Annotated in this window: 14 protein-coding genes; 5 read left to right on the forward strand and 9 right to left on the reverse strand. The window is 66.0% G+C overall.

All coding sequences use genetic code 11. From position 1 onward, the window contains the following. The first annotated feature begins 32 nt into the window (after positions 1–32). On the forward strand, positions 33–449 hold the full coding sequence (locus ABQF30_RS02520) for a hypothetical protein (RefSeq protein ID WP_448460802.1): 417 nt from the start codon (positions 33–35) through the stop codon (positions 447–449). Between the two features lie 87 nt (positions 450–536). Here the strand turns inward: ABQF30_RS02520 and ABQF30_RS02525 are convergent, their stop codons facing one another. From ABQF30_RS02525 to ABQF30_RS02535, 3 genes are all read right to left on the reverse strand, one after another. Continuing rightward, on the reverse strand, positions 537–1,577 hold the full coding sequence (locus tag ABQF30_RS02525; RefSeq protein WP_448460804.1) for an alpha/beta fold hydrolase: 1,041 nt from the start codon (positions 1,575–1,577) through the stop codon (positions 537–539). Positions 1,578–1,625: 48 nt separating this feature from the next. Then, positions 1,626–2,009 carry a nitroreductase family deazaflavin-dependent oxidoreductase gene (locus ABQF30_RS02530; protein ID WP_448460805.1) on the reverse strand — a complete coding sequence of 128 codons (384 nt, stop codon included), beginning with the start codon at positions 2,007–2,009 and terminating at the stop codon, positions 1,626–1,628. 82 nt (positions 2,010–2,091) lie between these two features. Further along, a complete protein-coding gene (locus ABQF30_RS02535) occupies positions 2,092–3,288 on the reverse strand; it encodes a GAF domain-containing sensor histidine kinase (RefSeq protein WP_448460807.1) in 1,197 nt (398 codons plus the stop codon). A 98-nt stretch (positions 3,289–3,386) separates the two neighbouring features. On the opposite strand from ABQF30_RS02535, the gene ABQF30_RS02540 reads away from it, so the two are divergent. Beyond that, positions 3,387–4,571, forward strand: coding sequence for an RNA-guided endonuclease InsQ/TnpB family protein (locus ABQF30_RS02540; protein WP_448460809.1), 1,185 nt, complete (start codon positions 3,387–3,389; stop codon positions 4,569–4,571). Between the two features lie 46 nt (positions 4,572–4,617). Here the strand turns inward: ABQF30_RS02540 and ABQF30_RS02545 are convergent, their stop codons facing one another. Next, the gene (locus ABQF30_RS02545) at positions 4,618–5,280 is read right to left on the reverse strand and encodes a response regulator (protein ID WP_448460810.1); all 663 of its coding nucleotides are present in this window, start codon (positions 5,278–5,280) and stop codon (positions 4,618–4,620) included. A 104-nt stretch (positions 5,281–5,384) separates the two neighbouring features. Here ABQF30_RS02545 and ABQF30_RS02550 point away from each other — a divergent pair, with 104 nt between their 5' ends. Next, complete coding sequence (locus ABQF30_RS02550; RefSeq protein WP_448460812.1) at positions 5,385–6,185, forward strand: HAD family hydrolase; 801 nt, start codon at positions 5,385–5,387, stop codon at positions 6,183–6,185. Here ABQF30_RS02550 and mmsB read toward each other — a convergent pair. The 4 genes from mmsB to ABQF30_RS02570 form a co-directional block, all read right to left on the reverse strand. Further along, a complete protein-coding gene (gene mmsB, locus ABQF30_RS02555) occupies positions 6,174–7,046 on the reverse strand; it encodes a 3-hydroxyisobutyrate dehydrogenase (RefSeq protein ID WP_448460814.1) in 873 nt (290 codons plus the stop codon). The genes ABQF30_RS02550 and mmsB overlap by 12 nt on opposite strands. Positions 7,047–7,054: 8 nt before the next feature. Then, on the reverse strand, positions 7,055–8,242 hold the full coding sequence (locus tag ABQF30_RS02560) for an isobutyryl-CoA dehydrogenase (RefSeq protein WP_448460816.1): 1,188 nt from the start codon (positions 8,240–8,242) through the stop codon (positions 7,055–7,057). A 40-nt stretch (positions 8,243–8,282) separates the two neighbouring features. Further along, positions 8,283–9,812: a CoA-acylating methylmalonate-semialdehyde dehydrogenase gene (locus ABQF30_RS02565; protein ID WP_448460818.1), complete on the reverse strand. Its 1,530-nt coding sequence runs from the start codon at positions 9,810–9,812 to the stop codon at positions 8,283–8,285. Between the two features lie 111 nt (positions 9,813–9,923). Further along, positions 9,924–10,748: an MOSC domain-containing protein gene (locus tag ABQF30_RS02570; protein WP_448460820.1), complete on the reverse strand. Its 825-nt coding sequence runs from the start codon at positions 10,746–10,748 to the stop codon at positions 9,924–9,926. Between the two features lie 67 nt (positions 10,749–10,815). Here ABQF30_RS02570 and ABQF30_RS02575 point away from each other — a divergent pair, with 67 nt between their 5' ends. Then, a complete protein-coding gene (locus ABQF30_RS02575) occupies positions 10,816–12,318 on the forward strand; it encodes an FAD-dependent oxidoreductase (protein WP_448460822.1) in 1,503 nt (500 codons plus the stop codon). After that, positions 12,315–12,917, forward strand: a complete 603-nt coding sequence (locus ABQF30_RS02580; protein ID WP_448460824.1) for a TetR/AcrR family transcriptional regulator — start codon at positions 12,315–12,317, stop codon at positions 12,915–12,917. The genes ABQF30_RS02575 and ABQF30_RS02580 overlap by 4 nt, the downstream gene beginning before the upstream one ends. Here the strand turns inward: ABQF30_RS02580 and ABQF30_RS02585 are convergent. Continuing rightward, on the reverse strand, positions 12,896–13,354 hold the full coding sequence (locus ABQF30_RS02585) for a GbsR/MarR family transcriptional regulator (protein ID WP_448463380.1): 459 nt from the start codon (positions 13,352–13,354) through the stop codon (positions 12,896–12,898). The genes ABQF30_RS02580 and ABQF30_RS02585 overlap by 22 nt on opposite strands. Positions 13,355–13,378: the final 24 nt, after the last annotated feature.

A 13,378-nucleotide genomic window follows, 5' to 3' on the forward strand; every position in this document is an offset into this window, starting at 1 on the left:
CACTACGCTTGAACTCAATCGAGGGGAGCGCGATGACCGCCAGGCATCTGGGGTTGGTGTTGGCCGGTGCCGCGGTGGTGGCAGCCTGCACCACCACGACGACGGGCGTTGCTACGGCACCCGATGATGTAACCCCGTTCACGTCAACGTCCAAGCAGCCGACCAGAACGGCCACCAAGACCGCGACCGCCACTCCGCCGTCCGGGCTGCCACCGGAAGCGTTCGCCGAGGTGCGGGCTGCCGGCATCGACGGGTCGGACGCGGCCATCAGTGATCAGGTGATGATGGCCTGCATCATGGGAGAGGGCAGTTTCAACGATTCGAAGCAGGATGTGGTCGACGTGCTGATCCAGATGGGCAGCCCGCTGCCGGCTGAGGCGCTCATGGTGATCGTGGACGTTGCGCTCAAATACGAGTGTCCCGAACTCGCTGGGAAACTCGGCGGCTAGCCCGGTTGTGCTGGTCCGCGAGATCGACGAAATGGCTGCTGTCGCAACCTGATTACGACCATTGCGTCGATCTCGCGGTGCCGAGTTCTACGGGCGTGCGGGTAGCGCGGCGAGACCCTTGAGGAGCTCCGCATGGAACGCCTGCGGATCCTGCATCTGCGGCGCATGGCCGAGATCGGGGAACTCGACGAGCGTCGCGTCCGGAATGGCCTGCTGGGTGGCCTTGGCCAGTTCCGGGTAGTGGCCGATCTTCGCCTGCACCTCTGGCGGCGCGGCGTCCTTGCCGATCGCGGTCGTGTCTTTGAGGCCGATCAGCAGCAGCGTCGGCACCCGAAGCTGGCCGAACTCGTAAAGCACGGGCTGCGTGTAGATCATGTCGTAGAGGAGTGCCGAGTTCCACGCCACCTGGGCCTTGTCCGGCCCCCGATACATGCCTGCCAGCATTTGCACCCACGGTTCATATGACGGGCTCCACTGCCCGGCGTAATACGTGGCCTGCTCGTAGCGGCGGATGCCGTCTGCCGTCGTCTTGAGCTCCCTGGCATACCAGTCGTCGACGGACAGGGCCGGCACGCCCTTGGCCTTCCAATCCTCGAGCCCGATCGGATTCACCAGCACGAGCTGCTCGGTCTCCTGCGGGTACATCAACCCGTAGCGCACCGCGAGCATGCCGCCTGTCGAATGGCCGATCACCGTCGCGCGGTCGATGCCGAGCGACTCGAGCAGCGCGTGCGTGTTGCGCGCGAGTTGGTGGAAGCTGAACTGGTACGCACCGGGCTTGGTCGACTTACAGAACCCGATCTGATCCGGCGCGATCACGCGATAGCCGGCGGCGGTGAGTTCGCTGATCGTCTGCTCCCACGTCGCGGCGCAGAAGTTCTTGCCATGCATCAACACGGCCGTGCGGCCGTTGGGGTTCGCCGGCTGCACATCCATGTAGCTCATCTGCAGCGATTTCTGTTGCGAGGCGAACGTGAACTCGTGGACCGGATGCGGGTAATCGAAGCCCTCGAGTTCGGCGCCGTAGGCGGGCTCGGCGGAATCCTCGGCAGTGGACTGGCAGCCGGCGACAACGCAGGTGACGATGGCCACGGCGATGACGGCGGAAAGCTTGTGGATCAAGGTCATTGACTATGACTCTACCGTGATACGTCGTGCGAGCCGCCGGCTCAGGAGCTAGCTCGCGATCTCCAGGCTGAGGAATTCCGGTGCTTTGATCACCCGGCGCAGCATGAACCGGATGAATGCGGGCATGTCGGCGGCGGTCTCGTCGCGGTACACCGCGGGGTCGGTGAGTTGGTAGGTGTGGCGCCGGGTTTCCAGTTCGCACCCGCCTGCGGCGAGGACGTTGCGCACCCAATCGGCTTGTGAGCCGTACGTCAGCGCGATCACGTACCCGGGTGGCCGTTTGAACGCCCACAGCGGCGTGCGGAAGGTGCGGCCGGACTTGCGGCCACGGTGTATGACGACTGCCCAACCCGGTGCCCAAGGTGCGATGAACCGCGTGAGCTTGTTCAGGCCGATCTTGTTGGCACGGGCCACCCATCGCGGAGCCGGCATGGCAGAAACTCCTCGGTTGTTGAATTAATGCGTCAAATGTAATGCCGAGGCATTGACAAGTCAACGGTTGTTGAATTCCGTCCTACTCGATGACCGAGGGAAGCGGGATCGTCGCCGTCACCGCCGTGCCGGCCCCGGGCCGGGAGCGGATGTTGAGCCGGCCGCCGACGATCTCGGCCCGTTCGGCCATCGACAGCAGGCCGTAGCCGCCCATCTCGTCGCTGCCCAACGGATGTTCGAAGGTGTCGAAACCTATACCGTCATCCACGATTTCGAGCCGCGCCACATTGTCGTCGACGGCGAAGGTGAGCCGGGCCCTGGTGGCCTCGGCGTGCTTGACGACGTTCTGCAGGCACTCCTGGGCGATGCGGTACAACGCCAGTTCGATGTGATCAGGCACCCGCGTCTCGGCGAGGTCGACCTCAAGTTCGACGCGCGGAATGGACCGGGCCAGGCTGGCCAGCCCGCCGGACAGGCCGAGGTCGTCGAGCACCGGCGGCCGCAGCCCGCTGATCGCGGCGCGCGCCTCCTGCAGGGTGAGATCCACCAATTCGCGGGCCTTCTCGAGTTGTTCGGCCACCGCCTGCGGATCCTCGAACGCCCGCGCCGCGGCATCTAGCCGGTACGACAGGGTCACCAGCCGTTGGGAGATCCCGTCGTGAATGTCGGCCGCCAGGCGACGGCGTTCGAGCTCCTGCGCCTCGATGACCTGCTCGACGAAATTCTCGTGTGCCCGTTCGCGCGCCACCAGCTGCCGGTGCAGCCGGGCCTGGTGCAGCGCGCCGGCGATGAGCCGACCGATCACCACGAGTAGTTCGACGTCGCGGGCGGTGAAATCGCGCCGCTCGACGGTATGCACGTTGAGGACGCCGACCAGCCCGCCCGGACCGGCCTCCATCGGCACCGACACCATCGAGGTGAAATCGCGGCCACGTAGCGACTCGAACGGCAGGTAGCGCGGGTCGGCTTCCTTGCTGTGGCCGATCACCACGGGTTCGCGGTGGCTGGCCACCCAGCCGGAAATGCCGTGCCCGAGTGGGAGCCGGATCTTGCCGACCTCGCTGTCGAACGGCGGAGTGGCCCCGGCCAAAGTGAGGGAGCGGTCTGAATCGTCGAGCACATGCACGAAACACACGTCGGTGGCGGTGGCCGCGGTGATCATCCGCGCCGCGGCGGCGGCAAGCGGCTCCACACCCGGACCACTCGATGCGGCCTGGATGAGCTCGCGCAGAAGCGCGAGCTCGCGGTCGGCGTCGACCAGGTCGCGTACCGGCTTCACTGGGTGGTTGCGGCGTGGAAGCCCCTGAGTTTGGCCGGGGCAGCGGGCGTCGCTTCTCCTTTCGTTGATTTGTCGGTGGTGATCGATATGTTGCCAGTGTGTCGCGGTATCGGTTGCTTCCCACTCGTGAGCAGGCGGTGGTGTTGGCTGAGCATTGCCGTCACGCCCGGTTTGTGTGGAACTTGGCGGTCGAGCAGCACTCGCATTGGCAGCCGGGGCGCCGGGCGCCTGGCTATACCGAGCAGTGTGCTCAATTGACCGCGGCCCGCGCCGAACACGATTGGTTGGCGGCTGGGTCGCAGACCGTGCAGCAGCAGGCGCTGCGGGATTTCGCCCAGGCCATGCGCGGCGTTTTCGCCGGCACGCATCGACGTCCGACGTGGCGTAAAGCCGGTGTGCACGAGGGGTTCCGGCAGGTCGGGGTCAAGCCGCACCACGTCGAGCGGTTGAATCGCCGGTTCGGGCGAGTGTGGGTGCCCAAGGTCGGCTGGGTGCGCTTCCGCATGTCGCGTCAGGTCCCGCTGGGCGTGAAGTCCTACCGGGTCACCTGTGACCGTGCCGGCCGCTGGCATATCGCCTTCGCCCACATCCCAGATCCGATCGCCGGTCCGGGTGATGGCTCGGTGGTGGGCATCGACCGCGGGATCGCGGTGTCGGCGGCGTTGTCGACCGGCGAGCTGCTCCACGCTCCAGGCTTGAGCCCCGGTGAGCACAAGCGGTTGAAGGTCTTGCAGCGGCGGCTGGCGCGCGCCGAGCGCGGTTCCAAGCGGCGCGCCCGCACCAAGCGCGCAATTGCCCGGTTGAGTTCCCGGGAGACCGACCGGCGCAAGGACTGGGTCGAAAAGGCCAGCACGAATATCGTGCGGCGCTTCGACACTATCCGCATCGAGGCCCTTGATGTGCGGGCGATGAGCCGCAGTGCGCGGGGCACCGTGGAGCGGCCCGGACTGCGCGTGGCCCAAAAGCGGGGCCTCAACCGAGGCATTCGCCGATCCGGGTGGGGTCTGCTCGCCGGACGTTTGCAGCACAAGGCTTCTGGTCGGGTCGAGCAGGTCCCGGCCGCGTACACGTCGCAACGATGCTCGGCGTGTGGGCATGTCGCTCCCGGAAACCGCAAGAGCCAAGCGGTATTCCAGTGCCAAGCCTGCGCTGTGGGTCCGTGCAACGCCGACGTGAACGCCGCACGCAACATTGCCGCCGGGCGGGCGGTGACAGCACGGGGAGACTTTGGCGCTGGCCGGTCTGCGAACTGTGAACCTCAACTCTGCCCTCCTGACGCATAGGCAGGAGGTGGGGTTGGAATCCTCTGGCATCCGCCAGCGGAGGACGTCAATGATATATGCCTTCGCGCAGCGCGGTGGCGACCGCGCCCGCGCGGTCGCTGACCCCGAGCTTGCGATAGATGGACCGCAGGTGGGTCTTCACGGTTTCCTCGCCGATCACCAGCTTGTTGGCGATGCCGCGGTTGGACAGGCCGGCGACGACACAGGACAGAATCTCGCTCTCCCGCTGCGTCAGCCCCTGCCGGACCCCTGGCCAGAACTCGTCGCGCTGCAGCCGGGCCGCGGTCCCGGCCGCCCTTGCCGCCATCCCGGGGTCGATCGCGGTCTCGCCGCTGTGGGCGAACTCGAGCTGGCGGACCAGCTCGTCGCTGCTGATGCTCTTGAGCAGATAGCCGGCCGCACCTACCCGCAATGCCTGGAACAGGTACTGCTCGTCGTCGTAGACCGACAGCATGACCACCTTGCGGTCGGGGTCACGCTCGCGCAGCACCCGGCACAGGTCGAGCCCGCTCGAGCCCTGCATCCGCACATCGGACAGCACGATGTCGGGATCGAGATCCTCGACAACACTGAGCGCCCGCTCAGCGCCTACGGCCTGGCCGACCACCTGCACGCGGTCGGCGAACGCGGCGAGCATGGCCTTGAGACCCTCGATGACCATTTCGTGGTCATCGACCAGCACAAGGCGCACTGGGCTGGAGGGCGCCATGGCATCACCCTAGAGGCGGGAATCATTTCCGTAGCGCAACTTGGCCTGCCCAATCCCCCTTAGGGGGGACGCGGGCCCGGTGTGATGTGAGCCACTCTCGTCTGGTGCCCTCAATTCACGAGAAAACATGGCGTGCCGGCCGCTTCTGGTGGGACTGTTCGCAGCAGGCCGACACCAGCGCGTATCCGCTGCGGGCGGTGATCTTCGACCTCGAAGCGCTGTCCGATCTTGACGTCGACGGGCATCGTGTCGTCTTCAACGCTGCCTTCGCCGCACACGCGCTGCCCATCGAATGGAGTGTGACGAGGTACCGGCAGCTGCTGGCATTGCACGATGAGCGCCAGCGGGTCACCGCAGAGCTGCGTAAACGCTGTGTCGGACCGGACTGCGACGTGCTCACCGAACTGCTCGCAGACGAGATCTGCGCGACCAAGGACATGATCTTCGACGAGATGATCCTCGACCTGGGGCTGACGCCGAGGCCCGGCCTGGTGGACCTGGTGATGGATGCCTTCGCCGAAGGAATCCCGGTCGCTGTGGTCTCAGGCGGGCGCCGGCGCTGGGTCGACCCGCTGGTCCGGCAACTGGTCGGTGAGGGTCTGGTCGAGACCATCATCACCGGGGATGACGTGAGCAAGCCCGCTGACGGATACCGCCACGCACTGGGCGAACTCGGAGTGGCGCCGCATGACGCGCTCGCCGTCACCGGCAACGCGACGGGTCTGCGGACCGCCAACTGCGCCGGGCTCGGCACCGTGCTCATCGACCCCGATGCCACTGCGACGGGGGCCCGCTCGGCCGCCGCCGTGCGGGCGGATTACGCCGGGCCGGACCCACTACGGATGTCGACGTGTCAGCGCCTGCACGCGCAATGGTGGGCCCAGCACAACCCGTCAGCCGCGTAGCGTCTCGATCACCGCGCTGAAGTCCTTGTCGGCGTTGTCTTCGGCGAACTTGGCGTAGATCTCGGCGGCGTGGGTTCCCAGTGGGGCGACCGAACCCGTCGAGGAGACCGCCGCCATCGCCAGCCCGAGATCCTTGTTCATCAACGCGGTGGCGAAGCCCGGCTTGAAATCATTGTTGGCAGGGGAGGTCGGAACAGGCCCTGGCACCGGGCAGTTGGTGTGCACGGACCAACAGTTGCCGGTGGCGCCGGTGATCACGTCGAACAGTGACTGCGCGGACAATCCCAGCTTCTCGGCCAGCACGAACGCCTCGCCGATCGCGATCTGCTGCACCGCGAGCACCATGTTGTTACACAGCTTGGCCGCCTGTCCGGTGCCCGACCCGCCGCAGTGGATGATCTTGCCCGCCATGGGATCCAGCACGGGCCGGGCACGCTCGACGGCATCATCGGAGCCGCCGACCATGAACGCCAGAGTGCCCGCCGTGGCACCCTTCACCCCGCCCGAGACCGGGGCGTCGAGGTGTGCGTGCCCGTGTTCGACGGCCAGGGTGTGCATGGCCCTGGCATCGTCGACCGAGATCGTCGAGGTGTCGATGAACAGCGTCCCGTTCGGCGCCGCGGGCAGCACCTCGGTGTAGCACGCCTTGACGACCGCGCCGTTGGGCAGTGAAGTGATGACCACCTCGGCATCCGACGCCGCCTCGGCGCCTGTTCCGAAAACCTTGGCGCCCTTGGCTTCTGCTGCCGACTTCAGTTCAGGAATGGGGTCGAAGCCACGCACGGTATGGCCTGCGGCGACGAGGTTGGCCGCCATCGGGCCGCCCATGTGACCCAAACCCAGGAAAGCAATCGTCGCCACAGTGTCTCCTATGCTGAGGCGCGGGTTCGGGAAGGTGCGGCCGAACTGCGGGCTCCGCCCGCGACCGCCCGCCCGATCACCACGCGCATGATTTCGTTGGTTCCTTCAAGAATGCGATGTACCCGCAGATCGCGGACGATCTTCTCCAAACCGTACTCACGAAGGTAGCCGTAGCCGCCATGCAGTTGCAGGGCCTGATCGGCCACCTCATAGCAGGTGTCGGTGACGTAGCGCTTGGCCATCGCACACAGGGTCACCTTGTCCGGGTGGTCGGCATCGAGCGCAGATGCCGCCCGCCACAACATGTTCCGTGACGTCTCCAGGCCGGTCGCCATATCGGCCAGCGTGAACCGGATGGTCGGTTCGTCGAGGAGTGCACCGCCGAACGCCTGCCGGTCGGCCAGATAGCTCACCGTCTTGTCGTAGGCGGCCTGAGCTCCACCCAGTGAGCACGCGGCGATATTGATGCGGCCACCGTTGAGCCCGTTCATCGCGATGCCGAACCCGGTGCCCTCGGTGCCCCCCAGCAGCGCGTCGGCCGGCACCCGCACCCCCTCGAAGATCACCTGAGCGGTCGGCTGGGCATTCCACCCCATCTTCTGCTCGTCGGCGCCGAAACTCAGTCCAGGCGTGTCCTTCTCGACCACGAACGCCGAGATGCCGCGGGGGCCGTCGGCGCCCGTCCTGGCCATCACCACGTAGACGTCGGACGTTCCGGCACCGGAGATGAACTGCTTGACACCGTCGAGCACGTAATGGTCGCCGTCTCGGACTGCCTTGGTGCGCAAGGCCGATGCGTCGGAGCCGGCGCCGGGCTCGGTCAGGCAGTAGCTCGCGATCGCTTCCATCGAGGCCAGTTTCGGCACCCACGTCTTGCGTTGTTCATGGGTGCCGAAGGTGTCCACCATCCACGCACACATGTTGTGGATGGACAGGAACGCCGCGGTGGTGGGGTCGGCGGTCGCGAGCTGCTCGAAGATGCGCACCGCATCGATACGGCGCAGCCCGCTCCCACCGACATCTTCACGGCAGTAAATCGCCGCCATGCCCAGTTCGGCCGCCTCGCGCAAGATGTCGGTGGGGAAGTGATGGGTCTCATCCCACTCCAACGCATATGGCGCGATGCGTTTTTCGGCAAACGCGGCCGCCGTCTCGGCGATCACACGGTCGTCGTCGTCCAGATCGTGCAGGTTCACGCCCAACTGTCCTTCTCCTCGCGCAAGCGCTCGTCGGCCGCTACTTCATGGTCGGGATGACGAACTCGGCACCGTGGCTACCCGCGGGCCACCGCTGGGTCACGGTCTTGACCTTGGTGTAGAAGATGATCGATGCCGGGCCGTGCTGGTTGAGATCGCCGAAGCCGGACCGCTTCCAGCCGCCGAAGCTGTGGTAGGCCACCGGCACCGGGATCGGCACGTTCACGCCGACCATGCCGACCTGGACGCGGGACACGAAGTCGCGGGCGGTGTCGCCGTCACGGGTGAAAACCGCTACACCGTTGCCGTATTCGTGCTCGGACGGAAGCCTCAACGCTTCCTCATAGTCATGGGCACGCACGATGCACAGCACCGGGCCGAAGATCTCGTCGGTGTAGATCGACATCTCCGGGGTCACGTGGTCGAACAGGGTGGGCCCGATGAAGTAGCCGCCCGACAGGTCCGCGTCGACGCCACTAGCACTGTATGTCAGTTCGTCGGTGGTGCGCTCGCGGCCGTCGACCACCAGCTCGGCACCGGCATCCACGCCCTGGCCGATGTAGTCCTTGACACGTTCCAGCGCAGCGCCGGTGACCAGTGGGCCGTAATCGGCTTTGGGATCGAGGCTGTGGCCGACGCGCAACTGGTTGACCCGCTCGACGAGGCGCGAGCGCAACCGATTTGCAGTCTCCTCGCCGACCGGAACGGCCACGCTGATCGCCATACAGCGTTCGCCGGCACTGCCGTAGCCCGCTCCGATCAACGCGTCGACGGCCTGGTCCAGATCGGCGTCCGGCATCACGATCATGTGGTTCTTGGCGCCGCCGAAGCACTGGGCGCGCTTCCCATTGGCTGCGGCGTTCGAGTAGATGTACTGCGCGATGTCGGAACTGCCGACGAAGCCGACGGCCTGGACGGTCGGGTGCTCGAGGATCGCGTCGACGGCCTCCTTGTCGCCCTGCACGACCTGGAACACGCCCGGCGGCAAGCCCGCCTCGATGAACAGTTCGGCAAGCCGGACCGGGACAGAGGGGTCACGCTCGGATGGCTTGAGGATGAACGCGTTACCGCAGGCGAGAGCCGGCCCGGCCTTCCACAGCGGGATCATCGCCGGGAAGTTGAACGGCGTGATCCCGGCGACCACGCCCAGCGGCTGACGCAATGAGTAGACGTCGATGCCGGTGCCGGCGCCCTCGGTGAACTCGCCCTTGAGCAGATGGGGAATGCCGACGGAGAACTCGATGACCTCGATGCCGCGCTGGATGTCGCCCAATGAGTCGGCCACGGTCTTGCCGTGCTCGAGGGACAACAGCTCGGCCAACTCGTTGGCGTTCTGGTTGACCAGGTCGATGAACTTCATGAAGACGCGAGCCCGGCGTTGCGGGTTGAATGCGGCCCATTCCTTTTGCGCCTCAGCGGCACCGGTCACCGCTGCGTCGACATCTGCCGCAGAAGCCAACAGCACCTGCGCCTGAACCTCGCCGGTACTGGGGTTGAGTACGTCGGCGGTGCGGGTCGACCCGGCGTTGGTGCGCTGGCCATTGATGAAGTGCTGGATTTGAGTGGTCATGACGTCCGTCCAAAGAGGTGTGCGCAGTGACGAGCCTCGGGCGTTACCCGAGATACTTGCATATCCTAGTAATTGGTCGAGGTGTTGGCAAGAGCTGCCGGCGATGGTTCCTCAGCCGATCCGGACCGGGTCGCCGGTCTGCATCGTGCCTTCGGTCAGGACCTCGAGGTAGGTACCGGCGCAGGGGAGAGCGCCGAGGCCGAAGGATTCGACGCGATTCTCGGCCGCGGGTGTGCGGAGTGCATGCGGTGCCCTGGGGAGGCGACCGTGCTCGAGGGTCGGAATGACGCAGCGAGGTGTGGGTCCCATGGCGCGCAACCGCGTCCCACCCACGCTGATGACCTGACCGGTCCACTCGTTCTCGGCGTACGCGGGATAACCGGGTGGCGTCGCGATCACCACGTTGGGTCGATACCGTGCCGCCTCCACGCCGAGCCTCTCCAGGGTCGCAGTGGTGATCGCATGCAAAGGGGCGAGATCGGTGAAGGAATCCCCCGGGGTCGCCTGAGCCAATTCCAGAATCGGAGCGTCGACCTCGGCGTCCACCCCCCGTTCGAGCACCTGGTCGGGGTCTGCGCGCTCGATCGATGCGCCATCCGGCCTGCTGTTGGTCAAGCGGACGGGGCGCCCCAAGACCTGTGACAGCAGATCATCGACGCGGTCGTCAGCTGTGGTCGTTGTGCTGCCGTCCGGCAGGTGGATTCGTACGCTCCCCGTTTCTGTGACGGCGCTGCACAGCAAGAGGTCACGCCACAGCCGAGCTTGCTTGGCGCTGGCTATCCGACCAGTGGCTTCGTCGATCAGTGCCCACCGACGGTCGCCCTTGGCTCCCTGGGCGTCCACGAACAAGGCGTCGACGCCCTCGCCGAGCATGGACTTCACCGGATAGCGGAACAGACTCTCAACGCGGATCGGTTGAATTGCCTCGGTGCTCATAAGGCAAAAGATAGTCGTTTGGGCCAAAGTCTTTTAATTACGAAACGGTACCGTTACGATATGTTGCGTGACTGTCATTGACGCAGACGTCGTTGTCGTCGGGGCGGGGCCCACCGGGCTGACGCTCGCGTGCTCCCTGCGACTGCATGGCCTTTCGGTGCGGGTGGTCGACCGCGCGACCGGCCCGGCGACGACATCGCGGGCCAACTTCCTGCATGCCCGAGGTTCCGAGGTGCTCAACCGGATCGGTGGATTGGGCACCCTGCCGGACGAATCGCTGCGCGCCATGCGCATCACCAACTACCTCGGTGACCGACCCGTGATGACACTGGAATTCGGCGATCCAGGCATGCGTACCGCCGCGCCGCCCATGGTGGTGTCACAGGCGAAAGTCGAGGCAGCGCTACGCGATCGCGTTGGTCAGCTCGGCGTGCGCCCGGAATGGGGGAGGGCGCTTGTCGGGGTACGCGAGGAGGGCGACACCGTGGTGGCAGAGCTCAGCGATGGCGGGGTGATCCGGGCGCAGTGGATCGTCGGTTGCGACGGAACGTCGAGTACGACTCGCGAGTCGGCTGGTATCGGCTTTCCCGGGGTCAAGTTGAGTGAGCGCTTCCTGCTGGCCGATGTGCATCTGGACTGGGACCTCGATCGAAGCGGTACGACGGGCTGGATTCACCCCGACGGGGTGGTCGGTGCGATGCCGATGCCCGACCCCGGCGGCAGTGACGACCTGTGGCGGCTGTTCATCTACGACCCCACTCCGGGTCAAAGGCCAAGCGATGCTGACATTTTGGAGCGGATCCGGCACATCCTGCCAGAACGCACCGGGCGCTCTGTCCGGATCGGCGACGCCGAGTGGTTGTCGGTGTTCACCGTCCACCGCAGGCTGGCCGACACTTATCGACGCGGGCGAATTCTGCTCGCCGGCGACGCCGCCCATGCCCACGCGCCGTTCGGTGGCCAGGGCATGTTGACCGGCATCGGCGACGCCGAGAACCTGGCCTTCAAACTTGCCCTCGTCGTGCGAAACCTCGCCGCCGACCAGTTGATCGACACCTACGAGGCTGAACGCCGGCCGTTGGCCACCGAAGTGCTCCGCGGCACCAGCGCGGTGACGCGCGTCAATATCGCGAATAGTCGGATCGGACGCTTCCTGCGAGACCACGTCGCGCCACGCTTTTTCAACGTCGCATTTGTCCAGCGGTGGACGACCTACACCGCGTCGCAACTGTGGGTGAGCTACCGCAAAGGTCCACTCGGCGGTCGCGGAGGTAAACCTCGGCCCGGCGACCGCATCGCCGACATGCCCTGCACACGCGCGGACGGCACGCGGACGCGCCTGCACAGCGAGCTCGGCGGGAAGTGGGCGTTACTGCTTCCGCCTGGCGCGCCCGGCGTCGACGCTACGCGGCGCCGGCTCGGCGAGTTCGTCGGTGACCTGCGGCACGACGGTGATCAGATGATGCTGATCCGGCCCGATGCCCATCTGGCGTGGCGGGGCAGCCCCGGCGAGGCCGGCGACCTCGATCGTTGGCTCGCTGCCGCTTTGGATACCGGGACCACTAGATGACCGCAGCGGCTTCGCGGGGCAGGCCACGTGATGCCGCAGTGGATTTCGCGATCATGCGGGCCGCGATGGAGCTGTTCATCGAGCGAGGCGTCGAGGGCACCAGCATCGAGCAGATCGCCAAGAAGGCCGCGGTCGGCAAGCCGACCATCTATCGCCGTTGGTCCACCAAAGAGGACTTGATCGCCGCTGCCATGCAGACGCTGATCGCCGACGAGGCGGGGTGGGCCACTCCAGAGGCGATCGAGACCGATTCTCCGTACGCATTGGTCGAGGCGGCGATCGACGCTGCCGCCGCTACCGTGACCACACCGCACTATCGCGCATTGGTCGCGCGGGTATTCGGTTCAGCTGTCAGCCATCCGGGCCTGATGGCTGTTTATTGGGAGCGCTACATTCTGCCGCGCCGACAGCTCGCCGCGCGCCTACTGGAACGTGCCCGCGAGGAAGGTACCGTCGCCGCCGACGCCGATTTCGACGTGGCCATCGACATGATGGTCGGGGCGGTGACTTATCGTGTGCTGCAACCTAATCCGCCGGATACCGAGGAGATGCGGCGGTATCTGCGCGCTATGTACCGTCAAATCGGATTGCTGCCCTGATTCTCCTGTTGGTGCCAGCGGTCGAGTATTGCCGGGATCTCAGCCATCAGGAATGCGTAGAAGTCGCGCATCTGAGTGAGACGACCTCTGGCCAGGTTGTCGTCGTCGATGGCCGCGATGCCGGCATCGGCGGCGGCGAGCATGGCGGTGATCGTTTCGTTCTGGCTGGTGAACATGATCGCCCACGCGTTGTCAGGCAGCCGGAAGTGGTCGCGGCGACTGGCCGGTACCGGCACCCGTTCGGCGAGCCCGACCGAGGTGAGCATCTTGAGCGCGCCGGAGATCGCCCCGGCGCTGGCATTCAGAGTCTCGGCCAACTCACCCATCGTCACACTGGACTGCTCGGTGAACAGGAGGCTGGCGAGCACTCGTGCCGTCATCCGTTGCATCCCGTGATTCGTCAGAACAAGGGCGAGTTGCTCGCCTGCCTGTTGCAGTTCAGACGATGACGACATCCGAAT

This window comes from Mycolicibacterium sp. XJ870, from assembly GCF_053483975.1.

What these genes read in the sequence shown, in the direction of transcription:
- ABQF30_RS02525 (WP_448460804.1), bottom strand. Translation starts at nt 1,577, where the DNA reads ATGACCTTGATCCACAAGCTTTCCGCCGTCATCGCCGTGGCCATCGTC.
- ABQF30_RS02530 (WP_448460805.1), bottom strand. Translation starts at nt 2,009, where the DNA reads ATGCCGGCTCCGCGATGGGTGGCCCGTGCCAACAAGATCGGCCTGAAC.
- ABQF30_RS02570 (WP_448460820.1), bottom strand. Translation starts at nt 10,748, where the DNA reads ATGAGCACCGAGGCAATTCAACCGATCCGCGTTGAGAGTCTGTTCCGC.
- ABQF30_RS02520 (WP_448460802.1), top strand. Translation starts at nt 33, where the DNA reads ATGACCGCCAGGCATCTGGGGTTGGTGTTGGCCGGTGCCGCGGTGGTG.
- ABQF30_RS02565 (WP_448460818.1), bottom strand. Translation starts at nt 9,812, where the DNA reads ATGACCACTCAAATCCAGCACTTCATCAATGGCCAGCGCACCAACGCC.
- ABQF30_RS02545 (WP_448460810.1), bottom strand. Translation starts at nt 5,280, where the DNA reads ATGGCGCCCTCCAGCCCAGTGCGCCTTGTGCTGGTCGATGACCACGAA.
- ABQF30_RS02580 (WP_448460824.1), top strand. Translation starts at nt 12,315, where the DNA reads ATGACCGCAGCGGCTTCGCGGGGCAGGCCACGTGATGCCGCAGTGGAT.